The organism is Halomonas flagellata (assembly GCF_022487945.1).
In the GTDB taxonomy this organism is placed as follows: domain Bacteria; phylum Pseudomonadota; class Gammaproteobacteria; order Pseudomonadales; family Halomonadaceae; genus Halomonas; species Halomonas flagellata.
This window is the reverse complement of record NZ_JAKVPY010000003.1, coordinates 175,620-201,042: the sequence shown is the minus strand read 5'-3', so window position 1 is coordinate 201,042 and position 25,423 is coordinate 175,620. Positions and strand designations below refer to the sequence as shown.

The 25,423-nt window shown below is 68.0% G+C and carries 18 protein-coding genes; 4 read left to right on the top strand and 14 right to left on the bottom strand.

Going from position 1 to position 25,423, the window contains the following annotated elements; genetic code table 11:
* Positions 1–101: 101 nt before the first annotated feature.
* Together hmuQ and MKP05_RS03725 are read right to left on the bottom strand one after the other, a co-directional pair.
* A complete protein-coding gene (gene hmuQ, locus MKP05_RS03730) occupies positions 102–434 on the bottom strand; it encodes a heme-degrading protein HmuQ (protein ID WP_110282516.1) in 333 nt (110 codons plus the stop codon).
* A gap of 138 nt (positions 435–572) precedes the next feature.
* A complete protein-coding gene (locus tag MKP05_RS03725; protein ID WP_240567084.1) occupies positions 573–1,262 on the bottom strand; it encodes a 5'-methylthioadenosine/S-adenosylhomocysteine nucleosidase in 690 nt (229 codons plus the stop codon).
* Positions 1,263–1,421: 159 nt separating this feature from the next.
* Here MKP05_RS03725 and MKP05_RS03720 point away from each other — a divergent pair, with 159 nt between their 5' ends.
* The gene (locus tag MKP05_RS03720; RefSeq protein WP_240567083.1) at positions 1,422–2,414 is read left to right on the top strand and encodes a Kelch repeat-containing protein; all 993 of its coding nucleotides are present in this window, start codon (positions 1,422–1,424) and stop codon (positions 2,412–2,414) included.
* A gap of 302 nt (positions 2,415–2,716) precedes the next feature.
* Entirely contained in the window at positions 2,717–3,943 is a 1,227-nt protein-coding gene (locus tag MKP05_RS03715; RefSeq protein ID WP_240567082.1) for a sensor domain-containing phosphodiesterase, read from the top strand.
* A gap of 286 nt (positions 3,944–4,229) precedes the next feature.
* Here the strand turns inward: MKP05_RS03715 and MKP05_RS03710 are convergent, their stop codons facing one another.
* The 5 genes from MKP05_RS03710 to recC form a co-directional block, all read right to left on the bottom strand.
* Positions 4,230–4,487, bottom strand: a complete 258-nt coding sequence (locus tag MKP05_RS03710) for a BrnA antitoxin family protein (RefSeq protein WP_240567081.1) — start codon at positions 4,485–4,487, stop codon at positions 4,230–4,232.
* Positions 4,480–4,791, bottom strand: coding sequence for a BrnT family toxin (locus MKP05_RS03705; RefSeq protein ID WP_240567080.1), 312 nt, complete (start codon positions 4,789–4,791; stop codon positions 4,480–4,482). Before MKP05_RS03705 ends, MKP05_RS03710 begins: the two co-directional genes overlap by 8 nt.
* A 136-nt stretch (positions 4,792–4,927) precedes the next feature.
* Entirely contained in the window at positions 4,928–7,327 is a 2,400-nt protein-coding gene (recD, locus tag MKP05_RS03700; protein ID WP_240567079.1) for an exodeoxyribonuclease V subunit alpha, read from the bottom strand.
* Positions 7,324–11,316 carry an exodeoxyribonuclease V subunit beta gene (gene recB / locus MKP05_RS03695; protein WP_240567078.1) on the bottom strand — a complete coding sequence of 1,331 codons (3,993 nt, stop codon included), beginning with the start codon at positions 11,314–11,316 and terminating at the stop codon, positions 7,324–7,326. The genes recD and recB overlap by 4 nt, the downstream gene beginning before the upstream one ends.
* Positions 11,313–14,945, bottom strand: a complete 3,633-nt coding sequence (gene recC, locus MKP05_RS03690) for an exodeoxyribonuclease V subunit gamma (RefSeq protein WP_240567077.1) — start codon at positions 14,943–14,945, stop codon at positions 11,313–11,315. The genes recB and recC overlap by 4 nt, the downstream gene beginning before the upstream one ends.
* Positions 14,946–15,094: 149 nt before the next feature.
* Between recC and MKP05_RS03685 the strand changes: the two genes are divergently transcribed.
* Entirely contained in the window at positions 15,095–15,709 is a 615-nt protein-coding gene (locus tag MKP05_RS03685; RefSeq protein WP_240567076.1) for a flavin reductase family protein, read from the top strand.
* Positions 15,710–15,723: 14 nt separating this feature from the next.
* Here the strand turns inward: MKP05_RS03685 and MKP05_RS03680 are convergent, their stop codons facing one another.
* The 6 genes from MKP05_RS03680 to dctP all read right to left on the bottom strand — a co-directional run bounded on the left by MKP05_RS03680 (position 15,724) and on the right by dctP (position 22,274).
* Positions 15,724–16,326, bottom strand: a complete 603-nt coding sequence (locus tag MKP05_RS03680; RefSeq protein WP_240567075.1) for a 2-hydroxychromene-2-carboxylate isomerase — start codon at positions 16,324–16,326, stop codon at positions 15,724–15,726.
* Positions 16,327–16,451: 125 nt separating this feature from the next.
* Positions 16,452–17,969: a malonate--CoA ligase gene (locus MKP05_RS03675; protein WP_240567074.1), complete on the bottom strand. Its 1,518-nt coding sequence runs from the start codon at positions 17,967–17,969 to the stop codon at positions 16,452–16,454.
* Positions 17,966–19,321, bottom strand: coding sequence for a malonyl-CoA decarboxylase (locus tag MKP05_RS03670; RefSeq protein WP_240567073.1), 1,356 nt, complete (start codon positions 19,319–19,321; stop codon positions 17,966–17,968). The genes MKP05_RS03675 and MKP05_RS03670 overlap by 4 nt, the downstream gene beginning before the upstream one ends.
* A gap of 16 nt (positions 19,322–19,337) precedes the next feature.
* Positions 19,338–20,672: a TRAP transporter large permease gene (locus MKP05_RS03665; protein WP_240567072.1), complete on the bottom strand. Its 1,335-nt coding sequence runs from the start codon at positions 20,670–20,672 to the stop codon at positions 19,338–19,340.
* A 2-nt stretch (positions 20,673–20,674) separates the two neighbouring features.
* Positions 20,675–21,196 carry a TRAP transporter small permease subunit gene (locus MKP05_RS03660; protein ID WP_240567071.1) on the bottom strand — a complete coding sequence of 174 codons (522 nt, stop codon included), beginning with the start codon at positions 21,194–21,196 and terminating at the stop codon, positions 20,675–20,677.
* A gap of 76 nt (positions 21,197–21,272) precedes the next feature.
* Positions 21,273–22,274 (bottom strand): TRAP transporter substrate-binding protein DctP, encoded by a 1,002-nt coding sequence (gene dctP / locus MKP05_RS03655; RefSeq protein ID WP_240567070.1) that lies wholly within the window; start codon positions 22,272–22,274, stop codon positions 21,273–21,275.
* A 187-nt stretch (positions 22,275–22,461) separates the two neighbouring features.
* On the opposite strand from dctP, the gene MKP05_RS03650 reads away from it, so the two are divergent.
* Complete coding sequence (locus tag MKP05_RS03650; protein ID WP_240567069.1) at positions 22,462–23,145, top strand: GntR family transcriptional regulator; 684 nt, start codon at positions 22,462–22,464, stop codon at positions 23,143–23,145.
* A 29-nt stretch (positions 23,146–23,174) separates the two neighbouring features.
* On the opposite strand, the gene MKP05_RS03645 is transcribed toward MKP05_RS03650, so the two are convergent.
* A complete protein-coding gene (locus MKP05_RS03645) occupies positions 23,175–25,307 on the bottom strand; it encodes a cache domain-containing protein (RefSeq protein ID WP_240567068.1) in 2,133 nt (710 codons plus the stop codon).
* Positions 25,308–25,423: the final 116 nt, after the last annotated feature.

Below are 25,423 nucleotides of genomic sequence, written 5' to 3'. Positions count from 1 at the left end.
GTTGCTCCTGTATAGACCGATCTATCTAAATTCTGGCCTATCTAAATACAGGACACCCGGAAGTGTCAAACGATACCGCAGTGAAGAGCGCCCGGCTGGGATCAGGCGTCGCTCGCGCCACCGACCGTCTGGATGACCTCGAACCCCTCGAACGTCGGCGGGCCCAGGTACAGCCCCTCGCGCCGGCTCTGGCCGGCATTGGCGTGGGCCTTGCGGAACGCCTCGGAGTGCGTCCAGGCCTCGAAGTCCTCGCGCGAGCGCCAGACGGTGTGGGAGGCGTAGAGCACGTGATCCTCCTTCTCGGGGCCGCGCAGCATATGGAACTCGACGAAGCCGGGCAGACCCTGCAGGTGGGTCTCCCGCTCCAGCCAGATCTGCTCGAACTCCTCCACTCTCTCGGGGGTGACCCGGAAACGGTTCATGGCGATGAACACGGTGCTTGCTCCTTGTCGTCAGGCGGCGAATGGTTTCCGGGTGACGATGACACCTTCACCGATGGCGAGCAAGGTCACCGCAAGCCGCTGCGCTGCGCTCTGCCCCGCACTGGCAACAGGCCTGCAACGATTCGACCATCAGAGTTTCAAGCGGCCTTCGGCGAGCGCCTCGCCGAGGCGGTCGACGGCGGAGGCCAGCCTGTCGTCGATGACATGGAGAGTTTCCGTCCAGTCGCCGACGTGGCGCAGTTCCGTCTTGCCGTCCGAAATGCCGCGCAGGACGACAAGCGGCACGTCGAAGCGCATGCAGGCGCGCAGGCAGGCATAGCTTTCCATGTCCACCATGTCGGCGGCGATGGCGTCATAGGCCGAGCCCGAGACGATATTGGCGCCGGTCGACAGCGAGGCCTCACGAATGCCGGGAATGCGCAAGGGCAGCGGGACGGTCGCCGGCAGGTCGAGAAAGGGCGTGGCACCCTTTTCGAAGCCCAACGGGGAGGCGTCCATGTCGCGGTAGGAGACGGAGATCGCCTGATAGATCTCGGTCTGCTCGAGAACCCGGCTGCCGGCCGACCCCAGTGACACCACGAGATGCGGCAAGCGCTCGTACTGGTCGAGGGCGGCAAGGGCAGCGGTGAGCTCGACGGCCGCCTCGACGGGTCCAACGCCGGTCATGAAAGGTGCGAAACGCTGCTTGAGATGCGGGCCGTATTCGGCCTCGGCCGCCATCACGAAGAGGAGGTCGCGGCCGCCCAGTGCCGTCAGCTTGGCCTCGACGGTCTCGCTGAATGCATCGGCCTGGGCGTTACGGTTACGGGTCTTCTTCATCGACGCTGCTTACCTTGCCATGGGTTGCCTCGGCTCAGTGTACTGCCTTGACGGGGTGCCCACCGCTCCTAGGCTGAAGGGAAGTTCCCACGCCGCCGCCGGGAGGGCGCCAGCGCCATGGGGAAAGGCGCGAGTGACAGCATCGAGAGGAGGTTTACCATGCCTTCCAGAGCACGCTATGCCCATGGCGGCTGGCTGGGCGCCGCCCTGGGGCTCTTTCTGGCGACACCACTGGCCCTCGCCGAGGTTCGTGAAGCCAGCGGTGAGTGGCGCCGGATGGTACCGCTACCCGAGGCGCGCACCGAAGTCAGCGTGGCCACCGACGGCGAGCGCATCTTCCTCGCCGGCGGCTTCCTGCTGGCAGGCGAGCGCGACGCCACGGCACCGCGCACGCTCTTCGTCTATGACCCCGGTGACGACCGCTGGGAAGCCCTCACGGAGCTGCCGCGTGGCGTCAATCACGCCGGCTTCGAGTATCACGACGGCCGGCTCTACGTGATCGCCGGTTTCGATGAAGCCAGCTTCACCCCCACCGACGCTTTCCATATCTACGACATCGACACGGATAAATGGCGCCAGGGCCCGGTGGTCCCCACCCCGCGGGGCGCCTTGGCCACGGCCGTGCTGGACGGGCGCATTCACGCCATCGGCGGCACCACCCACGGCCGGGAGGATGTCGGCGTCCACGAGGTCTACGACCCGCAAAGCGACTTGTGGAGCCAGCTCGCGGCCATGCCCACCCCGCGCAACCATCACCGTGCCGCCGCGATCGACGGTCGCATCGTCGTGCTCGCCGGCCGCGACGACTCTACCTTCCGCCTGACCACCAACGAGATCTACCATCCCGACGACGATCGTTGGGAGGAGGGCGCCCCGGTGCCCACCGGGCGCAGCGGGGTCGCCGCGACGGCGCTCGACGACTGGGTCTACCTGTTCGGCGGCGAGACCTTCACGCCCGAGCGGCGCACCTTCGACGAAGCGGAGCGCTACCATCTGGAGGAGGATCGCTGGGAGCGCCTGCCCGCCATGCCCACGGCTCGCCACGGCCTGGATGCGGCGGCGGTGGAGGGGGCCATCTACGTCATCGCCGGTGGCCCGGAGGCCGGCTTCGCCTTTTCCGACCTCAACGAGCGGTTGATTCCCGACGACTGACACTCGCCTCTCCGTTGATCCGGCGCATGGGAATAGCCATACTTCAGTTCTAGGCTGAAACACAAAGCAACATAACGATACAGCCGTACGCAAGGGATGCCCCTATGGCAACGGCTTCCACCGAGCCCCGCATCACCCTCCACCCGCACGACCATCGGGTGCAGGTGTAAGGAGAATGACCGAATCGTTGATCCAGGCGTGCGTTGTTCCACGCTATAGCTGGCGTTATCGCTGTCCATCTCTTGACGTTAAGGTGGCCCATGGACGCTGGAGCATCCAAGGCAACAGAAGAGCATTCGCTGGTGGATATTTCCCTGGGGCTAGATGAGCTCGCCGAAGCGTCGACCGAACGCGCGCTGCTCGAGGTCCTGCATGCCATCCGCACCCATCTCGGTATGGAAGTCGCCTTTATCTCGGAGTTTGAAGGCGAAAGACGGATCTTGCGCTTCGTGGACGAAGAGCAGGCAGCACCACACCTGGAAGTCGGGGCGTCGGATCCTCTTGAGGAAAGCTACTGCCAACGGGTCGTGGATGGCAGGCTGCCGGAGGTAATCCACGATGCGCGACAGGAGCCGGCGGCGCTGGACCTGGCGGCCACCCGGGGGATACCGATAGGCGCCCATCTCAGCGTGCCCATACGCCTGCAGGATGGCAGTGTTTACGGCACGCTGTGCTGCTTCGATCGCCAATCTGACGCCACCTTGAATGAGCGTGACCTGGCCATGATGCGGGTCTTTGCCGACTTTGCTGCGCGGCAGCTTGAACGCCAGCGCAAGCGCAAGCAACGGCAGAAGGGCGCCGAGGCAAGAATACGCGATGTGCTCGACCAGCGTCGCTTCCACATCGTCTTCCAGCCCATGCACGATCTCGTCGACGAGCGCATCGCCGGTTATGAAGCGCTGTCGCGCTTCGTCGCCGAGCCGAAGCGAGGTCCCGACAAGTGGTTCGAGGAGGCCGCCACGGTGGGGCTGCGAGAGGAACTGGAGCTGGCGGCCATCGAGTTGGCGCTGGAGGCGCTGCCCGAGATTCCCGACACGGCCTATCTGTCGCTCAATGCCTCTCCGGCCACCATCCTGTCCGGCCGGCTTGCCGATCTGTTCGGGCCCCATCCCCTTGACCGCCTGATGCTCGAGGTCACCGAACACGATGTCGTTGACGACTACGCCGGCCTCTTCGAGGCGCTGGTCGAGATGCGCAGGCAAGGGCTCAGGCTGGCGATCGATGATGCGGGCGCCGGCTATGCCAGCTTTCGCCATATCCTCCGCCTGGCGCCGGACGTCATCAAGCTGGATCGATCCCTGACCCACGGCATAGACCACCGCCGCGACAGCCGAGCGCTGGCCGCGGCCCTGGTGGGCTTCACGGCCGAAACGGGCAGCCGGCTACTCGCCGAGGGCGTCGAGACGCAGGCCGAGTTGCAAGCACTGCGAGAGATCGGGGTCCGCAAGGCGCAGGGCTACCTGCTGGGTCGGCCGGGCCCCTTGCCTGCCCCCCGGGAGCTTGCCGAGTCCGATCGGGAAAGTTCTTGAACTGCACCCCGGGTGAGGAGGGGATTGGGGAGTCGAGCAGCAGCAGGGCGGTAGTGACTTCACCGGCCCGTTGATCCAGCGCATGGGAAAACCATGCTTGAGTGCTAGGCTGAAACACTAACTAACATAACGACACAGCCCGTACGCAAGGGGGTGACCAAATGGCACGGATTTTTGGGTTTTCACACAGCCTCGGCCGATAGCTGCCACCGCTACTTCTTGCGGCGGCAGCTCTTCCTATAATTTCCTCAATCCACTTACCAACATCACTTCCCTGGTCACGGCTTCACCTGGTCCGGCGGCTGTCGTTGACATCATCCGCAAGCCAAGCTTTGATCAGGGATTGATAGGGCATATCTCGCTTGTTGGCCTCGATCTTGATCCGGTCGAGTAACGCTTCAGGCAGACGAAGCGAGATAGTCTTCGTGGATGGCTTCAGTTTCGGAAAAGAGGCGGGTTCTGCCTGGCTCCAGTCCACGTAGTCGGACGAGTCGTGGGTTTCCCAGAACTCCCGTTCCTCTTCTTCGGTCTTGAACTCAGGCATCTTTTTTTGCTTGCTCATAAGCAGCCCTCTCTTTGCGGTGCATGGCGCGAGCGGATATCACCCGTATCAGCGTACCGTCCTGTCTCAACGTGAACGTGATATGCAAATGCCGCGCGTCATCCGTTTCACCAAGGGCATGGAAACGGGCTTCGGCCTGGCTATGCCTGGCGTCTTCCAGAATCAGAAGCGGTTCATTGAAGAATATCGATTCCGCTTCGGACTGGCCGACACCGTGCTTCTCCACGTTCTTGCGGGAGTTGCCCTCGTCCCAGTCAAAGCCGGTAACTCGTGCCCAATTGATCATAAATGTATATTACCATCATATACAAATTCGTCAAGGAAGGCTGACCAAACACCTCCCGCTCGGCTCTAGTCGGTAGCGCACGAGACATGTGTCTCGCGCAGGTCACACCTGAAAGTTTTCTCATGCGCGACAGCGGTTACCGTAAGCTCCCCAATCCGCTGACTCGCATCACTTCCCTCGTCACCGCTTCATCCAGCATCCCCTGTCCAGTCTCCACCACGGTGAGCCAGTCGCGGGCGCGGGTGATGCCGGTGTAGACCAGCTCCCGGGTGAGGATGGGGTTGGGGGCGTCGGGGAGCAGCAGGGCGGTGTGGGTGAATTCCGAGCCCTGGGACTTGTGCACCGTCATGGCGAAGACGGTTTCCACCGCCTGCAGGCGGCTGGGCAGCACCCACTTGATCTGGCCACTGCCGTCGCTGGCGGGGAAGGCGACGCGCAGCAGCGTGCGACCGGGCATGCGGGCGTCGGGCAGGGCGAGGGTGATGCCGATATCGCCGTTCATCAGCCCCAGGCCGTAGTCGTTGCGGGTGACCAGCACCGGGCGGCCCTCGAACCAGCCGCTCTCCAGTTCATGATCCGAGGCCGCGATCAGCCGGGCGCGGCGCAGCGCCTGGCCGATGCGTGGGTTGAGGCCTTCGATGCCCCAGGGGCCGCGGCGCAGGGCGCAGAGCAGCTGGAAGCGGCCGTGGGCCTCGAGCACCGCCCGGGCCCAGGCGTCGAAGGGGATGCGTTCCTCGCTGCCGGCCTCGCCGAAGCTTGGCTGGTCGGGGCGCTGGTCGCGTAGTACCTCCAGGTAGTGGCGATAGCCGGTGGGCGGCGCCAAGGGCTCGCCGCGGCGGTCGTGGCGCCCCTGGCCGCCGTCGACGAAGCCGGCCGGGTTGCCCTCCACCACCAGCTTGTCCAGCGCCGGGTCGTCGGCGCCGGCCAGGCGCAGGCGGGCCAGGTCGGTGTAGGCCTGCTCGAACACCTGGCGCACGGCGCGGCGCTTCTCCTTGGCCCTATGGCCAGCATCCAGCGGCCGGTTGACCGCCTCGGCGAGTCGGCCGATGCCGCTGGCGGCGTCGAAGCGGTGGCTGACCCGCAGCATGGCGATGGCCTGGTCCAGCGGCTGGCCTGGGGTGCCATGATAGTCATCGCGGTACTGCTCGGGCAGCGGGGCGCCGGTGACCGCTTCCAGCCACTCGGCGGTCTGCCGGGTGTAGTGGCCGCCTTCGGCACGCTGGCAGAGATCGCCGAGCACGGCGCCGGCCTCCACCGAGGCGAGCTGGTCCTTGTCGCCGAGCAGCACCAGCCGGGCGCGGGGCGGCAGGGCGGTGAGTACCGCCGCCATCATCTCGATATCCACCATCGAGGCCTCGTCGATTACCAGCAGGTCCAGGGCCAGCGGGTTGCCGGCATGGTGGCGGAAGTGGCGGGTGTCCGGGCGGGAGCCGAGCAGGCGGTGCAGGGTCGTCACTTCCGTGGGAATGCTGTCGCGCAGGGTCGAGATATCCACACCCTGTTGGCCCACGGCGCTGGCCAGCTCCACCAGCGAGAGGCCCTTGACCTGCTTAGCGATGGAGTCGTTGAGGCGCGCCGCGGCCTTGCCGGTGGGCGCGGCCAGGCGGATGCGCAGGGCGTGGCGGTCTTCCCGGCCGAGCTGCAGGGCCTGGAGCAGGGCGAGCAGCTTGACCACGGTGGTGGTCTTGCCGGTGCCGGGGCCGCCGGTGATCACCGCGAAGGGCGAGCGGGCGGCCAGGGCGCAGGCGGCCTGCTGCCAGTCGAGTTCGGCGCCGGGTGTGAACAGCGCGTCGAGGGCGGCGGCGAGGGTGGCGGTGTCGGTGGCGTTATCCGGGCGCCTGCCGGCGCCATCGCGCGGCGGAGCCGTGCTCCCACAGGTGTCGTCGCTTGCGCTGGTGGCGTTATCGGGGCGCCTGTCGGCGCCATCGCGCGGCAGAGCCGAGTCGTCGAACCGCGTGCTCCTACAGGCGTCGTCGCTTGTGCCCAGTCTTGCCGAGATGTGGTGGCGGATATCCTGCTCGTACTGCCAGTAGCGGCGCAGGTAGAGCCGGGGGCCTTGGTGTTGATGACCAGGCGCGGTGGCGCTGCGCACCAGCGGGGTGTGGCCGGGGGCGCCCTGGTCGCCGTCGGCGACCAGTTCGGGATGAGCGAGGGCTTGCTCCCATTCGCCGAGCGTCAGGCTGTCGAGCACCTGGCTGGGCAGCGGTGGCGGGTCGCTGAGGTCGTCGCCCTCCGGCGGCAGCGAGAGCGCCAGGTCCGGCGCGGACAGGGTGGCGGCCAGGTCGAGGCACACATGGCCGCGGCCGAGCTGGTGGCTGGCCAGGGCCGCGGCGAGCAGCAGCGGGGCAGGGGCATCGGGCACCTCGCGCTGCAGGAACACCACCAGGGCGCGGTCCAGGGCGCGCAGCCAGCCGCGCGCCACCCAGCGCTCGAGCAGGGCCAGCAGCGCGGCGGTATCGCTCAGTGCCGAGTGGGGCCGATCCGGCCGAGACGGCGGCTCGGGGGCATCGTCGAGATCGTCGAACAGGTCTCTCATTGTGGCGCCTCCGCCCGGGAAGAGTGAGGGGTCGCTCTCGGGGCCTGGCCCTGGAACAGCGCGTCCAGGGTCTCGATCAGGGCCCGCGGCGGGCGTTCGGCGTGGACGCCGCGGCCCTCGGTGGCGGTGGCGGAGCCGACCCCGCGCAGGAAGACGGTCAGCGAGCCGCCGATATGGCGGTCGTAGTCGTAGTCCGGCAGGCGCGCCTTGAGCAGCCGGTGCAGTGCCAGCAGGTAGAGCGCGGCCTGCAGGTCGTAGCGCTTGTCGAGCATGGCGTCACGCATGGCCGCCGGGGTGTAGGCGTCGTCGTCGGGCCCCAGGTGGTTGGATTTCCAGTCGAGCACGTAGTAGCGCCCCCCAGACTCGAACACCAGGTCGATGAAGCCCTTGAGCATGCCGTTGAGGGTGTCGGCGTCAAGCGCCGGGCGTGGAGCACCACCGAGTGTGTGAGTGCTTACCGGGGCGTCCAGGACGCGGGTGTCGACGCGGCTGGCGGCGAACCAGAACTCCATCTCCACCTGGTAGACGTCGAGCTCGCCGAGCCGCACCTGGCCCGCCTCGGGCAGCGGCAGCGGGGTCTCCAGCAGGGCGGCCAGCCAGCCGTCGAGGGTGGCGAGCCAGGGCGTCCAGCCGCGCAGCTGGGTGCGCCGGGCGAGCATGTCCTCGCGCTGGGCGGCGTCCCGGCTGGCCCGGGCGAAGCCGTGCTGGCCGGCCCATTCCAGCAAACCATGGAGAAAAGTGCCGGGACCCGGCCCGCGCGGGAACCGATGCATGGAACGATCTGCGCTCGGCCATACGGCGTTGATATCTCGCTCGAAATGCTCATTTACTGGCGTGTAAACTCCGCTTTCCCGCGAGATATCGCCTTGTCTGGCCTTCGCTCGATGGCGTTCCATATCCGGCTGTACCCTGTCATGCGGTTCGTCGAGCACCTCGAAGGCGGTGGCCTCCAGCGCCGTGGTGGGCTCGGCCAGGGTCGCGGTGGCCGCTGTTGGCTCGGGGCTCTTGGGCGCCGTGGTCGGGGCGCTGTGGAGTGGATGAGTACTTACCGGGGCGGTGTCGGGGGTGGCCAGCGGCGCGGTGATCAGGCCGGAGGTGCGCAGTGCCGAGTAGCTGGCGATCCACCACTGCTCCCGGGCTGGGCGCCGTGGGCTCAGCGCCTCGCCCAAGGTGGCCTGCCGCTCGTCCGGGCGGAACAGCGTGGCGGTGGCGGGCGGCGCCGGTTCGATGGCGATGGCCGCCTCCTTGCCCTTGAGCGCCTCCAGGGCGGGGGCAAAGGCGGCCGGCTCCAGCGGTGCGCCGTCGGCCAGCAACTGGCCGATGGCGCTGCCCTCGCCGCCCTTGAGTGGCGCCATGCCCAGCCAGGTGGCGTGGCGGGCGCGGGTCAGCGCCACATAGAGCTTGCGCAGGTCCTCGCCGAGGCGCTCGCGGTCGGCCAGCGCCAGGGTCGCCTCGTCGGCCTCGAGGCTGATACGCAGCCGGCCCTCGGCGTCGTGCCAGCACAGCGGCGAGTCGTCGGCCCGGGTGGCGCGATGCCCGCAGATGAAGGGCAGGAACACCAGCGGGTACTCCAGGCCCTTGGACTTGTGGATGGTGATCACCTGCACGAGGTCGGCATCGCTCTCCAGGCGCAGCTTGTGGGCGTCGCCCTGGTCGTCGGGGTCGGCGATGGACTCGGCGAGAAAGCGGATCAGGGCGTGTTCGCCGTCGAGCTCCTGGCTGGCGTGCTGCAGCAGCTCGCCCAGGTGGAGCAGGTCGGTGAGATGGCGCTCGCCGTCGCTGGCCGGGCCACCGCCCAGCAGCCGGCCGGGCACCTCGAAGTCGTTCATCAGCCGCCGCACCAGCGGCAGCACGCCCTGGCGCTGCCACAGCCGGTGGTAGTCGCGGAACTGCAGCACCCGGGCTTCCCAGGCCAGCTCGTCCTGGTTCAAGCGGTCGAGCTCGGCCAGGCCGAGCCCCAGGGTGGGGGTGGCCAGGGCCGCGCGCAGCCGGCGCTCGTGCTCACTCGAGGACGAGGGGGACTCGGCGCAGGCGCGCAGCCAGGCGTCGAGTTCGCCGGCCATGGGCGAGGCGAAGACCTTGTCCTTGTCCGAGAGGTAGACGCTCTTCACCCCGCGCCGGGCCAGGGCCTGGCGGATGGCGCGGGCCTCGCCCAGGCCGTTGACCAGCACCGCCATATCCGAGGGCGCCAGGGGCCTCAGCGCGTCGCCGTCGTGGAAGCCCGCCTCGCCGCGGCGGCCACTCTCCAGCAGCGCGACCATCTGCGAGGCGCAGCGCTCGGCCATCTCGCCGTGGTAGGCGGTCTTGGAGAGCGGCTCGTCGGCGTCGAGGCGCCACAGGGTCAGCGCCGGCTGGGGCTGGCCGTCGATGGTCAGGGCGTCTTTCCTGCCTTTCGCCTTGACCGGCACGAAGGGCACGGGGTTGCCGCTATCGCCCGCCTGCTTGAACAGGAAGGCGCCGGGCGGGTGCGCCTCGGCGTAGGCGAAGCAGCGGTTGACCGCGGTGACCATGGCCGCGCTGGAGCGGTAGTTGGTGCCCAGGGTGACGTGGCGGCCGGCGGTGTCGCGGCGGGCCTGCAGGTAGGTGTGGATATCCGCGCCGCGGAAGGCGTAGATCGCCTGCTTGGGGTCGCCGATCAGGAAGACGCCCGTACTGTGGGGATCGCTGTGGGAATTGCCGCGGGCGTTGTCGGCCAGGCGGTAGACGCGGTCGAAGATGCGGTACTGCACCGGGTCGGTGTCCTGGAATTCGTCGACCAGCGCCACCGGGAACTGGCGGCGGATCTGCTCGGCCAGGGCCTCGCCGCTGGGGCCACCCAGGGCACGGTCGAGGTGGGTCAGCAGGTCGTTGGGGCCCATCTCGGCGCGGCGCTGCTGCTCGCGCTCGAGACGCGTGCGGCACCACTGCACGGCGTGGATCAGCAGGTCGGCGCGCGGGTCGGGCAGCGCCTCCAGGGCCGCGGGAAGGTCCCGGAAGGCGTCCAGGGCGGGGTGGGTCGGTGGCTCGCCCTTCCATATCTCGGCGATGCCTTCTGGCGTCAGGCGCTTCCAGGCGGCGGCCTTCTTGTCGAGCTCGGGCCACAGCTGGTCGCTGTCTGCCCAGTCGCGGATCTTCTGCAGCCAGTTGCCCCGATGATCCTTGCGCATTTTGCCGGCGTTGAAGGCCTTGGCCTGTTGCCCTTCATCGAAGAGTTGCCCCAGCTCATCGACCCACTGCATCCAGGGCGCCTTGAGCTCGGCCAGGCGGACGTCGCGTTCGGCCCGCGTGGTGGCCAGGGTCTCGGCCGGCGGCGGGGCGTCGGGCGGCAGGGCGTCGCATTCGGGCAGCAGGCGGCGCACCGCGCCGTGCAGCGACGCGCGGGTGTTGGTCGGCGCGTCCCAGTACTGGGTGATCTCGGCCAGCGCCTCGGCGCCCAGCGGGTAGTAGAAGCTGCGCCAGTAGTCGCGCACCACCTCCTGCTCCAGCTCGCTCTGGTCGGTTTCCAGCTCCAGCGAGAACAGGCTGCCGCTGTCGAAGGCGTGCTCGCGCAGCATGCGGTAGCACCAGCTGTGGATGGTCGAGACCGCAGCCTCGTCCATCCACTCGGCGGCCAGCTGCAGGCGCCGGGCGCAGGCGGGCCAGCCGGCCGGGTCGTAGTCGTCGCGCAGTTGCACCAGCAGCGGGTCGGCCTTGGGGTCAGACCCCTCAGCGGACTTTGGGGTCTGACCCCAATGTTGACTTTGGAAGACCTCGGCGGCTTCGACCAGCCGGGCGCGGATGCGCTCGCGCAGCTCCTGGGTGGCGGCGTTGGTGAAGGTCACCACCAGGATCTCCGGCGGGGTGAGCGGGCGCGAAAAGGCCGCGTCGTCCTGCGCGGTCCTCGCACCCAGCACCAGGCGCACATAGAGCAGGGCGATGGTGAAGGTCTTGCCGGTGCCGGCGCTGGCCTCGATCAGGCGGCTGCCGTGCAGGGGAAAGTCGAGCGGATTCAGCTCGGTGACTTCACTCATTTGTCATCTCCCTTCACCGCGAGAAAGAGCGGGGCCAGCAGCCGCTCGGCCAATGTCGCGAAGTGGCGCTCGCTGTCCGGCTCGGCGGCGAACAGCGCCTCGAAGTCGGGCCAGCGGTGGGCGAGGTAGGGGTTGCGGTCCACCTCGCCGGCGGTGAAGTCGTCGCCCTGGTAGGCCTTGCGGGCGGCGTGCCAGGTGTCGCTGCCGGGGCCGTTGTCGTCGGCACCGCTGGCCTGCTTGTTGACCTTGCCCAGCCAGGCGAAGGCCGCCTCGCAGGCCAGCGGCAGCGGCGCCTGCATGCCGGCCTGCCAGGTGGCGATCAGCTCGCGCAGCCGGCGCCGCGCGGTCTGGGGCTCCAGCGGCGGCAGGGTGACGTGGCCGGCCTTGGAGAGCAGCCGGGTGGTCATCGGTTGCTCGAGGTTGCCGGCCAGGTGCGCCACCCAGGGCCGTACCAGCTGGGCCCAGCGGTACTGGCCGCGGCCCCGCCCCTGGCTGATCAGGCTGCTGCTGGAGAGCAGCAGCCGGCAGCGCTCGCCGGCCTCGTCGAGGCGCAGGGCGTCGAGCCAGTCCTCCAGCGGCGGGGCGTCGGCGGCGTCGGCGTCGAACAGCGCCAGGCGCACCGGCTCGGGGTCCTCCACGGCATGGGGCCATTGGTCGAGGGCCTCTCGGTAGGCCTCGAACAGCGCCTCCATGGGCTCGGCGAGCTGCTCGCGCATGCGGCTGCCGAAGGCGCCCATGGCCAGCACGCCCTGGCCCGCCAGGCGTTCGAGGGTGGCGTGCAGGGCCTCCACGCGGGGCTCGCCGGCGTCGATGGCGCGGCGCTGGGCCTGGATCAGGATGTCCTGCAGCTGCCAGTGGGTCAGGCCGTCGAGGGTGAAGGGCTCCTGGTCGAGGCTGGTGACGTCCTCGCGCTCGAGGAACACCCGGAGCCGGGTGGTGAAGAAGGCCTTGGTAGGATCGCGCAGAAAACTCCCCAACTGGACTATTGTTAACGGCGTTTCCTGCTTGAAAGCCCCGAGTTGGGTTTCCGGCGCGGCCGGCGCCGGTTCGCCGTGGACGTCGTGCCACTCATGGGCATAGGTGAAGAGCCGCTTGTCGGCGACGCTGCGCGCGTCCCGCTCCTGGGGGGCGGGGAAATAGGCGCGGCTGAACGGCTGCAGCGGGTGCTCGGTGGTCAGGGCGGCGAGCAGGCTGTCACCCGAAGCCCCGCCGCCCGCGATGTGCCAGCCGGCGGCCAGGTGGTCGCGCAGCTGGCCGACCAGCACCGAGGGCGGCTTCTCGGCGTTGTCGACGATGCTGCGACCGACCCAACTGATATACAGCTGCTCGCGGGCCGAGAGCAGCGCCTCGAGGAACAGGTAGCGGTCGTCCTCGCGGCGCGAGCGGTCGCCGGGGCGGTAGTCGCCGTTCATCAGGTCGAAGTCCAGCGGCGGGTGGTGGCGCGGGTAGTCGCCGTCGTTCATGCCCAGCAGGCAGACGCGCTTGAAGGGGATGGCGCGCATCGGCATCAGGGTGGCGAAGTTGACCGCGCCGGCCAGGAAGCGCTGCGACAGGCTGTGCTCGTCGATCTGGCCCAGCCAGTGCTCGCGGACGATGGTCAGCGGCAGTTCGCGCTCCAGCCCGGCCTCGCGGGTGCTCTCCTGGAAGTCCTGCAGGGCCTGTTCGAGGCGCGCCAGCATCAGGCTGTCGCTGGCCTCCTCGGCCGCGAAGCAGGCCTCGAGCAGCTCGCGCAGGCGGGTCACCCAGCCGTCGGCGTCGGTGGGCTGGCGCAGCCGCTGCCACTGGGTCTCCAGGGTCTCCAGCAGGTGGGCCAGGGGCCCGGCCAGGGCCGCCTCCAGGCCGCCGATGTCGTCGAAGGGCTCGATGCCCTGCCAGGCGCCGGTGGCGCTGCCCACGGTGTAGCCGAGCAGCAGCCGGCGCAGGCCGAAGGCCCAGGTGTTCTGCTCCAGGCCGTCGGGCAGGTCGAGGCTGCCGCGCTGGTGGCCGTGCAGGCCCCAGCGGATGCCGGCGCCCTCGATCCAGCGCGCCAGCGTCGGCAGGTCCTCCTCCTCGATGCCGAAGCGGGCCCGCAGCGCCGGCACCTCGAGCAGGTCGAGCAGATCGCTGACCGAGAAGCGCAGCTCCGGCAGGCGCAGCAGCTTCTCCAGGGCGATCAGCAGCGGCAGGCGGTGGCGGCTGGCCTGGTCGGAGAGGGTGTAGGGAATGTATCTAGGGTCGTCGGGAGGGACTTGACCGAACACGGCCTGGATATGCGGCGCATAGTGGTCGATGTCCGGGACCATGACGATGATGTCCCGCGGGCGCAGCGTCGGGTCGGCGCTGAAGGCGGCGAGCAGCTGGTCGTGGAGGATCTCCACCTCGCGCTGGGGGCCGTGGGCGACGTGGAAGACGATGGAGTCGTCGTGCTCCACGTCCACCGCCGGCCAGGTCTCGCGGGTCTCGGCCAGCGGGCGCAGCTCGCGGATATCGTCCTGCAGTTGCTGCAGCAGGCGGCCGTCGCCCTCACTCACGCAGGGCTCGAAGAGGTCGATGCGCAGCGCCTCGCGCGCGAACAGCCCTTCGTACTGCTGGCTGTCGTCGTGTTCGTCGAGCAGGCGCAGGTAGTCGCGGCCCTGCTTGCCCCAGGCGGCCAGCAGCGGCTGGGCGTGCAGGTGCAGGGCGGAGTCGCCGTCGCCATCGCCGAGCACGTCGAGGCGCTCGGGCATGCCGGCCTTGCGCTGCTGGCGCCTTCTTTCCGCGCGAAGGAGGTCCTTGTGCTCGATGATATCGGCCCAGTAGTGCTGGCAGGGGTTGTGCACGCACAGCACCACCTGGCTGACCCGGGCGATGGCGGCCAGGGCCTCGAGCGCCTGGCGGGGCAGCGAGGAGATGCCGAACACCAGCACCCGGCGCGGCAGGCCGGGGGGGCGATCGTCGGCGTCGAGGCGCTCGGCGGCGTCGAGGAAGCGCCGGTGGACCCGGGCGCGGCTCGAGTCGATGCCGGCCTGGCCGTGGGCCGCGGCGACGTCGGCGCACAGCGCTCGCCACAACTCGGGCTGCCAGCGCTGGGTGGCCTCCAGCTCGCGCCGCCGGCCGCGGGCGTCGATCCGCACGTCCTCGCCGGCGGCCCAGGCCTCGAGCCAGTCGGCGCGGTAGACCTGGTACTGGTCGAACAGGTCGGCCAGGCGCTCGGCGAGCTGGTGGTGCTTGCGCAGGTCGTCGTCGCCGGCCAGGAAGCGCGCCAGGGGGGCGAAGTCGTCGCGCTCGAGCAGGCCGGGCAGCAGGCGCAGCAGCCGCCACACCAGCCGCGACTTGTCGAACGGCGAGGTGGCCGGTACCGCCTGGTCGTCGCCGGCGTCGTGCTGTTCTTGATGAGTCAGCACCGCCCGATAGGCCTGCCACAGGAAGCGCGCCGGCAGGGTCACGTCGAGCGCGGCGGCGATGCCGGCGCCGCCGTTGGCCGGGTCCTCGGCCAGCGCCAGCTTGAGCCACTGGCCGATGCCGTTGCTCTGCACCAGGATGGTCTCGTTCTCGAGCGGCCCCAGCGGGTGGCGCTTCATCCACTCCACCGCCAGGCCGCGCAGGTCCTCCAGGCGGTTGCCGTGGATCACCATGAAGCCGGGTTGGAGGGGGACGGCGGCGAACGGCATGGCGTGTCCTTGCTGCATGGGGTGAGCCTTGCCATGTTGCCATAAATGCAGCTTTACCGTTTTGCAGTTATACGGTCTTGCAGGTTTATGGGCATGGCGTCGCGGTGGGGTACGATGAGGTCCTCCCACGATTGCCACAAAGGTTGAACATGAGCGACTACCTGCTGGAGGAACACGGACTGAACCCGGGCAAGATCTACCGCCTGTTCACGGGCAGCATCTGCCCCCGGCCCATCGCCTGGGTCTCCACACTGGACGCGGACGGCAACGCCAACCTGGCGCCCTTTTCCTTCTTCAACGTGGTCAGCGTCAACCCGCCGGTGCTGGGCTTCTCGCCGCTGCTGGATGGCGACGCCAACCCCAAGGACACCATCCGCAACCTCGAGGCGGTGGCGGAGTGCGTGGTGCATATCGGTGGGGAGGGGCTGGTCGGGGCGCTCAACGCCACCAGTGCCAGCGTGGCCCACGGCGAGGACGAGTTCGCCCTGGCGGGGCTGGAGAAGGCGGCGATGCCGGGCGTCTCGGTGCCGCGGGTGGCCGAGGCACCGGTGGCCTTCGGCTGCCGGCTGCGCGAAATCATCCGCTTCGGCGACCAGCCGCTGGCCGGCAATCTGGTGCTGGCCGAGGTGGTGTCGATCCATATCGACGATGCGATCTGGAACGGCCGCCATGTCGATATCGCGGGGCTGCATCCCGTGGGGCGCATGGCGGGCAGCGACTATGCCAGGACCACCGACCGCTTCGAACTGGAGCGGCCGGCCTGAACCGACCCCTCGGCTCAGAGCTTGCCGGTCAGGGCCTTCTCGACCAGCTCGAGGCGGTCCTGGCCCCAGAAGGGCTCGCCGTCGACGACATACCAGGGCGAGCCGAAGCAGCCCGCCGCCAGGGCCTTCTCGCAGGCCTCGTCGAGGCGCTGCTGTCCCTGGTCGCTTTCCGACTCGCTCAGCAGCCGCTGGCCATCCAGGCCGCAGGCGTCGGCGACCTCGCGCAGGGTGTCCGGCTCGGCGATGTCGCGCTCCTCGACCCAGCAGGCCCGCATCAGGGCCAGCGACAGGTCGGCGATGTCATGCCCTTGAGCCTTCGCCGTCAGCGCCAGGCGAGCCGCCGGGCGGTCATCCGTCGGGAAGTGCTTCGGCTCCCTGTTGAGGGGGATGCCGAGCAGCTGTGGCCAGCGCTTGAGCTCGGCCATGCGATAGGCCTGCCGCTCCGGGGCACGCTTGGGCAGGGGCAGCCCGCCGGTCTTGGGGAAGATCGCGCTGAGCGTGATCGGCACGTAGTCGATGGTGGCGCCGTGGCGCGCGGCAAGCTCGCCGAGTCGCGAGTGCCCCAGGTAGCTCCAGGGCGAGACGTGGGTGTAGTAGTAGGTGATGACCTTCGCCATGACGATGTCTCCTGCCGGGTGGTTCAATGACGCTGCGTGCGTGACTCGATACGACGGGGGCGCCGGGCATCCGCCGCGGCGACGCCGTCGTGTCAAGCCCGGTTTGCCGTGCCGCTTGCGTCGATTCAGCGATAGGTGTCCTGGTACTGCTGGCGCAGCTGGTTCTTCTGCACCTTGCCCATGGTGTTGCGCGGCAGGCTGTCGACGAAGAAGACCCGCTTGGGCTGCTTGTACTTCGCCAGCTTGCCCTGCAGGAAGTCGAGCACCTTGGCCTCGTCCAGGCGGGCCTCCCGTTCCGGCACCACCACGGCGGTGACCCCCTCGCCGAAGTCCGGGTGGGGCAGCCCGATCACCGCCGATTCCATGACGCCGTCGAGTTGGTCGATCACCTGCTCGACCTCCTTGGGATAGACATTGTAGCCCCCCGAGATCACCAGATCCTTGTCGCGACCGACAATATGTACATAGCCGCGCTCGTCGACCATCGCCAGGTCACCGGTGACGAAGAAGCCGTCGTCCAGCAGCTCCTCGCGGGTCTTCTCGGGCATGCGCCAGTAGCCGATGAAGACATTGGGGCCGCGGATCTCGAGCATGCCGATCTCGCCCTGCGGCACGGGGTCGTGGGTCTCGAGGTCGGTGATGCGGTACTCCACGCCCGGCAGCGGCATGCCCACGGTACCGGCACGGCGCTCGCCGTCGTAGGGGTTGGAAAGGTTCATGTTGGTCTCGGTCATGCCATAGCGCTCGAGGATGGCATGGCCGGTCTTCTGCTCGAACTCCCGGTGGGTCTCGGCGGTCAGCGGGGCCGACCCGGAGACGAACAGGCGCATGTTGGCGGTGACCTCGCGGTTAAGGCGCGCGTCCTGCAGCAGTCGGGTGTAGAAGGTCGGCACGCCCATCAGTACGCTGCCGCGGGGCAGCTCCTCGAGGATCACATCGGTGTCGAACTTGGGCAGGAACAGCATGCTGGCCCCGGCCATCAGGGTGACGTTGCAGGCCACGAACAGGCCGTGGGTATGGAAGATCGGCAGGGCGTGGATCAGCCGGTCATCCGCAGTGAAGCGCCAGGCCTCGGCCAGGGTGGCGGCGTTGGAGCCCAGGTTGCGGTGGGTGAGCATGGCGCCCTTGGAGCGCCCGGTGGTGCCCGAGGTGTAGAGGATCGACGCCAGGTCGTCCTCGCCACGCGCGACGATGTCGTCGCGGGGCGTGGCCTTCTCGGCCGCCTCCATCAGGCTGCCGTCGGCGGCGGTGCCCAGGGTCTCCACCTCCGGACAGCCGCACTCGGTGGCGATGGTGCGGGCCTCCTCGGCGTTGGCCGGGCGGCAGACGAACAGCGCCGGCTCGGCATCGCCGAGGAAGTAGCGGATCTCGTCGCCAGTGTAACCGGTGTTGAGCGGCAGATAGACGCCGCCGATGCGCAGGCAGGCCAGGTAGAGCAGGATGGCCTCGGGGCTCTTGTCGACCTGCACGGCGACCCGGTCGCCGGGGGTCACACCCAGCGCGGTCAGGGCGCCGGCCAAGCGGGCACTGGCAGACTCGGCGGCGGTATAGGTATAGCCCCGGCCTTCACGGGTGGTGATGAAATCGGCGTCGCCGCGCTCTTGCATGCGCTGGGCGAAGGTGGCGAAAAGGTTGTGGTTCATTTGGTCGTCTCTCCCTTGGCCAGCTTCCTGGCCTTGCGGACGAGGTCCTTGACCTCGCTCGAACGGGCCACGGTGGCGTTGGCGGTATAGTTCTCGTGATTGCGCTCGATGTTGTCGAGCACGTAGAGGTAGTTGACCATCAGCCCGGCGGCCTGCTCGAGGCCCTTGGCCGAGACGTCGCCCAACCAGTTGATGCGGTGCAGCTCGGCGCCGTTGCCGAGGTGGAAACGGGCCACGGCGTTGAGCGGCAGGCCCCTGGCGTTCTTCTCCTCGACCAGGTAGCGGGCGGCCAGGGGCTTGATCACCGTCTCGAGGCGCTCGGCGAGCCTGGCATCCCGATGCCAGCCGGGGGTATCGAGCGCGGCCAGGGTGTTGCGCAATTCGGCCGGCAGCGTCTCGTCCTCGCGGCAGCCGGCCAGCCACCTGCCGAAGCCGGGCACCGGCGAGAGCGTCACGAAGTGGCGCAGCTGGGGCAGCTCCTGCTTGAGCTCCTGGACCACCTGCTTGATCAGGAAGTTGCCGAAGGAGATCCCGCGCAGGCCGGTCTGGCAGTTGCTGATGCCGAAGAAGGCGGCGGTGTCGGCCGCCTCGGGGTCGTCGATCTCGCTTTGCTCGCCCGAAAGGATCGGCTGGATCCTCTCCGGCAGGCCCTTGTGCAGGGCCACCTCCACGAAGATCAGCGGCTCGTCGCCGATGGCCGGGTGAAAGAAGGCGAAGCAGCGGCGATCGCGGGCATCCAGGCGGCGGCGCAGGTCGTTCCAGTCCTGGATCTCGTGCACGGCCTCGTAGCGGATGATCTTCTCGAGAATCGAGGCCGGGGTGTTCCAGTCGATGCGCTTGAGCATCAGGAAGCCACGGTTGAACCAGGAGCCGAACAGGTGAGCGAAATCGGCATCGATGGCGCCCAGGTGGGGCCGGTCGCGCAGCCACCCCAGCAGATCCTCACGCATGCGGACCAGCTCGTAGGTGCCGTCACTGGCCAGGTTGAGGCGTCGGAACAGCTCCTGGCGCTGCGGCTCGCAGGCTTCGAAGAGCGCCTGCAGGGTGGCGTTGTCGCGGGCCTGGCGATAGGCCTCGTAGGCCGCGTCGATGGCCGACGGCTCGGCGGCGAACTCCGTCGCCAGGCCCTCGAAGAAGCGCTGCTTCTCCGTCTCGTCCAGCCGGCGGTACATGGCCAGCGCCCGGCTGGCCAGGGCGATGCTCGAGGCCTCGCCGTCGCTCTCCAGCAGGCGGTGGCAGGCCTCCACCAGGCGGCGGTGGTCCGTCGTCTCCGAATCGCCCTGACGGCGACGCCGCAGGGCGTCGCGCTGGGTGATCGACTGGAACATCTCTTGCAGGAAGGTCATGTTCATGATGTCGGCGACTCCTTCAGCCCATGAGCAGATCGGGTAGCCAGGTCACAAGCCCCGGGAAGAAACACAGCAGCAGGATCCCCAGCACCATGCATAGCGCATAGGGCAGGCTGCCCATCAGCACGTCGCGCAGCGAGATGTCCGGCGCGATGCTGTTGATGATGAATAGGTTCAGCCCTACCGGTGGCGTGATCAGGCCGATCTCCAGGTTGATGGTCAGGATCACCGCGAACCAGTAGGGATCGAAGTTGGCCGACAGGATGATCGGCAGCAGGATCGGCGCCGTCATTACGATGACCGCCACCGGCGGCAGGAAGAAGCCGGCCACCAGCAGGAAGACGTTGATCACCCCCATCAGCACCCAGCGGTTGACCTCCAGATCGGCGATGGCGCCGGCCACGGTCTGGGTGATGAACAGCGACGACAGGGCATAGGCGAAGACCTCGGCGGCGGCGATGATCAGCATGATCATCACGCTCTCGCGCAGCGCATCGCGCATGATCAGCGCGAGTGGCTTGACCTGCCACATGCGGTAGATGATTACGGCCAGCGCTATACAGAAGAAGGCACCGACGCCGGCGGCTTCGGAGGGGGTGGCCACCCCGCCATAGAGGGCGAAGAGGATACCGAGCACCACGGCCAGGAAGGGCAGCACCCTGATCAGGGCCTTGAGGTTGGCGTCGACGTTCTCGCGCACGCTGCGCTTGATGCTCTCGGTGGCCGTGACCATGGGAGTGCCGTAGCCGCCGGCCAGCTTGCAGGCGATCAGCGTCCAGACCATGAACAGCCCGGCGAGCATGAAGCCGGGCACGATGCCGGCGATGAACAGGCGGCCGATGGAGGTCTCGGTGGCGATGCCATAGATGATCATGGTCACCGAGGGCGGAATCAGGATGCCCAGGGTGCCCCCGGCGGCGATGCAGCCCGCGGCGACGCCGTCGGGATAGCCCCGGCTGCGCATCTCGGGAATGCCCATCTTGCCGATGGCCGCACAGGTGGCCGGCGAGGAGCCGGAGAGGGCGGCGAAGATCGAGCAGGCGCCGATATTGGAGATCGCCAGGCCACCGGGCAGCCTGCCCAACCACAGGTCCAGCGAGCGATAGAGGTCGCGTCCCGTGGGCGATGAGGCCACGGCGGCGCCCATCAGGATGAACATCGGGATGGCCACGAAGCCGAAGGAGGCGATGCTGCTGAAGAAGGTCTCGCCGAAGTAGGTCAACTCGGGCAGGCCGCGGTCGGCGACCAGGGCGATCAAGGAAACGGCGCCCAGGGCGAAGGCGATCGGGGTGCCGATGGCCATCAGCACGATCAGGCCGATGGCGACCAGAATGCCGGCGGTAACGGGATCCATGTTCAGCCCTCCCCGCGCAGGATTTCAGCGACGTACTGCAACGTCAGCAGGCTGATGCCCACTGCCATGGGCAGCAAGGCCGGCCACAGGACCGGGTTCCACACCGAGCCAGTGGTCCAGTCGCCGTGCCAGGCCTCGGCGACATAGATCCAGGAGCCGTAGGCCAGGGCGAGACAGAAGCCCAGGCCGAACAGGGCCGCGATGAGCCGCATCAGCTTGCCCATCACGCCACCGATCGCATCCGGCAACAGGGTGATGGCGACGTGGCCGCCGGTCATCAGCACATAGGGGCTGCCGAGCAGCATGGCGGCGGTGACCGAGAAGACCGTGAACTCGGTCTGCCAGCTGGTGCTCTCGCCGAGGATGTAGCGCACGAACACCATCTGGCAGACCACCACCACGCCGGCGATGAAGAAGGCGGCGGCGAGAAAGGCGGTAGCACGCGAGAGCTGGTCCATCAGGCGGATATAGCCGCCGACGAGCCTGCCGGGCGTCGTGGCGTCAGTAGTGCGGGAGTGTTCCATGAGGCCCTCCGATATGACGGGTTGGCCGCCCTCGCAGGGGCGGCCGGTCGGGTCCGAGTGGATCGCAACGTCGGCGTCATTCCACCGCGAGGGCGGCGTCGATGATCGCCTGGCCGTTCTCGACATTATCGGCGAAGTTCTTGTAGGAGCTCTGCTTGGCGATCTCCAGCCAGGCGTCGTAGTCTTCCTTGCTCATGCTGACCACCTCGACGCCGTTCTCCTCGAACACCTCGACCATCTGCTGGTCGATGGCTGCGGCCTCGGCGGCGAAGAACTCCTCGGCCTCCTGGCTAGCCGCCATCAGGGCCTCTTGCTGCGCCTCGTCGAGCCCTTGCCAGACCTGCTCGGAGATCAGGATCGGCTCGTACATGAACCACAGGGCGTGCTCGCCTGGTTCGGTCAGGCAGTCCACCTGCTCGTAGAGGCGGTAGGAGACGAAGGACATGGAGGAGGTATTGGCGGCGTCCAGCACCCCGGTCTGCATGGCGGTATAGATATCCGAGGAGGGCATGGAGGCGATCGAGGCCCCGGCGGCCTCGAGCATCTCCTCGAAAGCGGGCCCGGCGGCGCGGAAGTTCTGTCCTTCCACGGTCTCCGGCGAGGTGATGCAGTTCTGGCTGGATGCGAAGGCCCCCGAGAGCCAGGCATCGGCGAGTACCCGGGCGCCGCCTTCCTGGATGATCTCCTTGATCATCTCCATGTATTCGGAGTCGTTGAGGCGCTGGGCGTGCTCGTGGTTGCGCACCAGGCCGGGCATCAGGGTGGCGGAGAACTCGGGATGGCGACCGCTGGCGTAGTCCAGCGGTAGCGCGGTGATGTCCAGGCGTCCGCGAACCAGGGCACCCCACTGCTCGTCGGCCTTGAACAGCGACTGACCGGGATAGACCTGGATCTCCAGGCCGACATCGGCCTCGGCGACCTTGTCGGCCATCATCTGCACCATCTCGTCGCGCACGTCCCCCTGGCCCCCGGGGAACTGGTGGGAGGCGCGCAGCACGGTCTGGGCGGAGGCAGCGCTGCTGAAGGCGAGGGCGGCCAGGGTCAGGGTGGCGATAGCGGGCGTGAGTGAGCGTTTCATGGCATCTCCAGAGACATTGTTGTTGGCATTGAAATGTCCATCAGCTTGGCTGATATATATATCAATAGAGGTTACATATACCTTTGTCAATCATCTGGCACGAAAATGTGCTATTTATGTATAGGACAAAGGCAGGATCATCGCCATGAGGGGTCATGGCTGACGGGCCAGGCTGAGGAGGTGGTAGATGAACGGGAAGAAACGCTCGAATGCCCAGCGACTCAAGGATGCCCTGGAGAACGACATCATCAACGGGCGACGTACGCCGGGGGAGCGACTCGACCTCGAGACACTGGGTCGGGAATTCAATGTCTCGCGTACCCCGGTTCGGGAGGCAATCCAGCAACTGGTGGCCAGCGGCCTGGTGACGGTCATGCCGAAGAAGGGCACCTTCGTGTCCCGGGTGGGCATCGACCAGCTGATCGAGATGTTCGAGGTGATGGCGGAACTCGAAGGGATGTGCGGGCGTCTGGCCGCGCGGCGCATCACGGAGGATGAGCTCGCCGCCCTGCAGGGCGCGCTGGAGCGCTGCGCGGCGGCCGCGGCGGCGGGGGACACCGACGAGTACTACTACGAGAACGAGAGCTTCCACGACTGTATCTATGCCGCCAGCCACAACACCTTCCTGGCGGAAGAGGCGCGTCAGCTCAAGCAGCGCCTCAATCCCTACCGTCGCCTGCAGCTGCAGGTCCGTCACCGCATGCACAGCTCGCTGGCCGAACATCGCGAGATCCTGGCCGCCATCGAGGGTGGACAGGCCGAGCGGGTGGAGCGAGTGTTGCGTGACCATGTGCTGATCCAGGGGGAGCGCTTCAGTGACTTCGTGGCCAGCGTCCGGCAGCTCGGCCATCCCCTCGCCGGCACCGGCTGAGGCTCGGCTGTCGCCACCCGCGGCCCGGGTCACAGGAAGACATACACCGTGACCACGAAGAAGGCCCCGTGCAGCAGCGGCCAGAACAGCAGCTTGGGGATGAGGTTATCGCGGTAGTGGAAGAAGCGGTTGTCGTTGAGCGCCGTGAGCATGAAGGCGTTGATGGAGATGGCGACGATGGTGAAGTAGGTGATGAAGTAGAAGTACTCCAGGTACATGATCTCTTCGACGGCGTAGCGGCGGCGGACGTCGATATGCGCGAGCAGGATGATGAAGAAGATGGCCGCCGCCGTCGCCAGTACCGTGGCGGTGGTGAAGCCGTACAGGGAGGCACGGTCCTGCTCCCGGGTGTCGATCATCAGCATCGCGAACAGCATGATGGCGGCGACGAACAGCGGGATCTGGTTGGAGAAGAAGGCGTCGGTGATGTTGCGCAGCAGGGTGAGGTGGTAGGTCAGCTCGGGAAACTCGCCCACCCTGGCGCTCCCGCGTATTCCGAGGTCGCTGCGGTAGTCGTGGAAGCGAAAGGCGAAGAAGCTGCGCTGCAACTGCCAGCCCGGCAGGCGAAAGCCGGGCTCCATCCCCGGCAGTGCCGTGGGGTGGATCAGCCGGTAGGCCTCCAGTTCCGGCACCAGCACGACATGGTGCGCCACATCCGGATGCCAGAGGCGCAGCCGCAGGGTCTTGATATCGATCGGGAAGCGGGAGTAGTCGAAGGGTTGATGCAGGGTGGTCTTGAAGTACCAGCCGACCACCTCGCTGTCGCCTTCGCGGAAGCGGAACAGCTCCTCGCGGATGTCCTCATGGGGGATGGCGTCGGGGAAGAAGATCCCGCGCTGCAGGTCATCGTGGTCCGGCACCGTATAGCGCTGCCAGACGTAGCCGGTGACGACGAAATCGTGCGCCGTCTGGAAGCGGATCGCCTGGATGAACACCCCCGTCGGCAACTCGATCAGGTCGTCGAAGCGCTGCAGGCGGGCCTCCTCGGCGTAGCCGGCGAGGTAGCTCTGGATGCCGGCACGGTCGACCAGCATGACCGCCTCCGGCGGATCGCGGCCGGCCTCGGCAAACTCCAGGGTCCAGAGGTGGACCACGCCGACCAGGAACAGCAGGGCCACGGTGAGGCTTCCGCTCCACAGCACCGCGCTGGAGTCCAGCCGGTAGGCGACGAGCAGGACGACCAGGCCGGTCGCGCCGGTGATCAGGGCGATGGCGATCAGGATCTGCCGGCGCTTGTGGTCGCTGAGGTCGAGCGGCACCTCGGCGGTGAAGGCCACCACTGCCAGGGACCAGTCCGGTGCCGTGATGGGGCCATAGAAGATCCGGGAGTCCTGGCCGGTGAGCTCGTTGGAGTGGGCGAGCGCGCCGCTGCGCAGGTCGGTGGCCCGCTGGGCCAGGCGCCGCAGCACCGGGTCGCCCAGTCGCTCGGCGATGTCGTACAGGGTCAGGCCCTGGCGCACGTAGTCCCGCCGCGGGTGTGACACGAAGGTGCCCTGGTCGGTGATGACGAAGGCATAGCCGGTCTCGCCCAGGTCCAGGGCGCCGACCAGAGCCCAGACATCCTCGATCGAGTAGTCGATGCAGACGGTGCCGGCGGTCTCGCCAGCCTCGCCCCCGGGGAGTCGGAAGGGGGTGCAATAGAGGGCGAGCATCGCCTGGCTGGCCTGGCCGAAGAAGGGCTCGAGCCAGCCCGGGCGCGCGGTCCCCTGGTGATACCAGTCGTGCTCGGGCAGGGTGTAGTCGTAGACGTCGCCCACCCACACCATCCGATGGACACCGTTGCGCTTGACGATATAGGGCGCATACAGCCGCCGGTCCGGGGCGTAGGCATAGGGGCGAAATATCACCCCGACCCCGAACACGTAAGGATGGTGCTCCACCAGGGCCTCGAGCCGGGCCTCTACCCGGGTGAGCGGCAACTCGCCGCTTTCCAGGTCGGCGGCGATCTCGTCGGCGAGGCCGGAGAGGTGGCGCAGGTCGGCGTCCAGCGACTCGGCGGCCGCCGCGGCTTCCTGCTGGATGCGCTCCAGCCAGTTCCCGGTCGTCTGCAATCGCGCGCCGCGATCCACCCAGGCCAGGCCGGCGGCAACGGCGAAGGCGATCACCGCCACGACCAGGGCCGTGGTGAAGACGCGGCGTGCCGGACCGGCTGGGGGCAACATCCTGCACCTTGGGGACGAACAGGGGTCTCTTGTGTATGGCACCGAGTGGCGGGGATTGCAAAGTCGACGGCACCGGAATGTTGACGGGCACCTCGTGTCTCATCAGTGTGTCCTTT

Excerpts from the sequence above, each read along its gene's own strand:
- MKP05_RS03660 (WP_240567071.1), bottom strand. The coding sequence starts at position 21,196 with ATGGAACACTCCCGCACTACTGACGCCACGACGCCCGGCAGGCTCGTC.
- MKP05_RS03665 (WP_240567072.1), bottom strand. The coding sequence starts at position 20,672 with ATGGATCCCGTTACCGCCGGCATTCTGGTCGCCATCGGCCTGATCGTG.
- recC (WP_240567077.1), bottom strand. The coding sequence starts at position 14,945 with ATGCCGTTCGCCGCCGTCCCCCTCCAACCCGGCTTCATGGTGATCCAC.
- MKP05_RS03685 (WP_240567076.1), top strand. The coding sequence starts at position 15,095 with ATGAGCGACTACCTGCTGGAGGAACACGGACTGAACCCGGGCAAGATC.
- MKP05_RS03725 (WP_240567084.1), bottom strand. The coding sequence starts at position 1,262 with ATGAAGAAGACCCGTAACCGTAACGCCCAGGCCGATGCATTCAGCGAG.
- MKP05_RS03710 (WP_240567081.1), bottom strand. The coding sequence starts at position 4,487 with ATGCCTGAGTTCAAGACCGAAGAAGAGGAACGGGAGTTCTGGGAAACC.
- MKP05_RS03720 (WP_240567083.1), top strand. The coding sequence starts at position 1,422 with ATGCCTTCCAGAGCACGCTATGCCCATGGCGGCTGGCTGGGCGCCGCC.
- MKP05_RS03680 (WP_240567075.1), bottom strand. The coding sequence starts at position 16,326 with ATGGCGAAGGTCATCACCTACTACTACACCCACGTCTCGCCCTGGAGC.
- recB (WP_240567078.1), bottom strand. The coding sequence starts at position 11,316 with ATGAGTGAAGTCACCGAGCTGAATCCGCTCGACTTTCCCCTGCACGGC.
- dctP (WP_240567070.1), bottom strand. The coding sequence starts at position 22,274 with ATGAAACGCTCACTCACGCCCGCTATCGCCACCCTGACCCTGGCCGCC.
- MKP05_RS03670 (WP_240567073.1), bottom strand. The coding sequence starts at position 19,321 with ATGAACATGACCTTCCTGCAAGAGATGTTCCAGTCGATCACCCAGCGC.
- MKP05_RS03705 (WP_240567080.1), bottom strand. The coding sequence starts at position 4,791 with ATGATCAATTGGGCACGAGTTACCGGCTTTGACTGGGACGAGGGCAAC.
- MKP05_RS03645 (WP_240567068.1), bottom strand. The coding sequence starts at position 25,307 with ATGTTGCCCCCAGCCGGTCCGGCACGCCGCGTCTTCACCACGGCCCTG.
- MKP05_RS03650 (WP_240567069.1), top strand. The coding sequence starts at position 22,462 with ATGAACGGGAAGAAACGCTCGAATGCCCAGCGACTCAAGGATGCCCTG.
- MKP05_RS03675 (WP_240567074.1), bottom strand. The coding sequence starts at position 17,969 with ATGAACCACAACCTTTTCGCCACCTTCGCCCAGCGCATGCAAGAGCGC.
- recD (WP_240567079.1), bottom strand. The coding sequence starts at position 7,327 with ATGAGAGACCTGTTCGACGATCTCGACGATGCCCCCGAGCCGCCGTCT.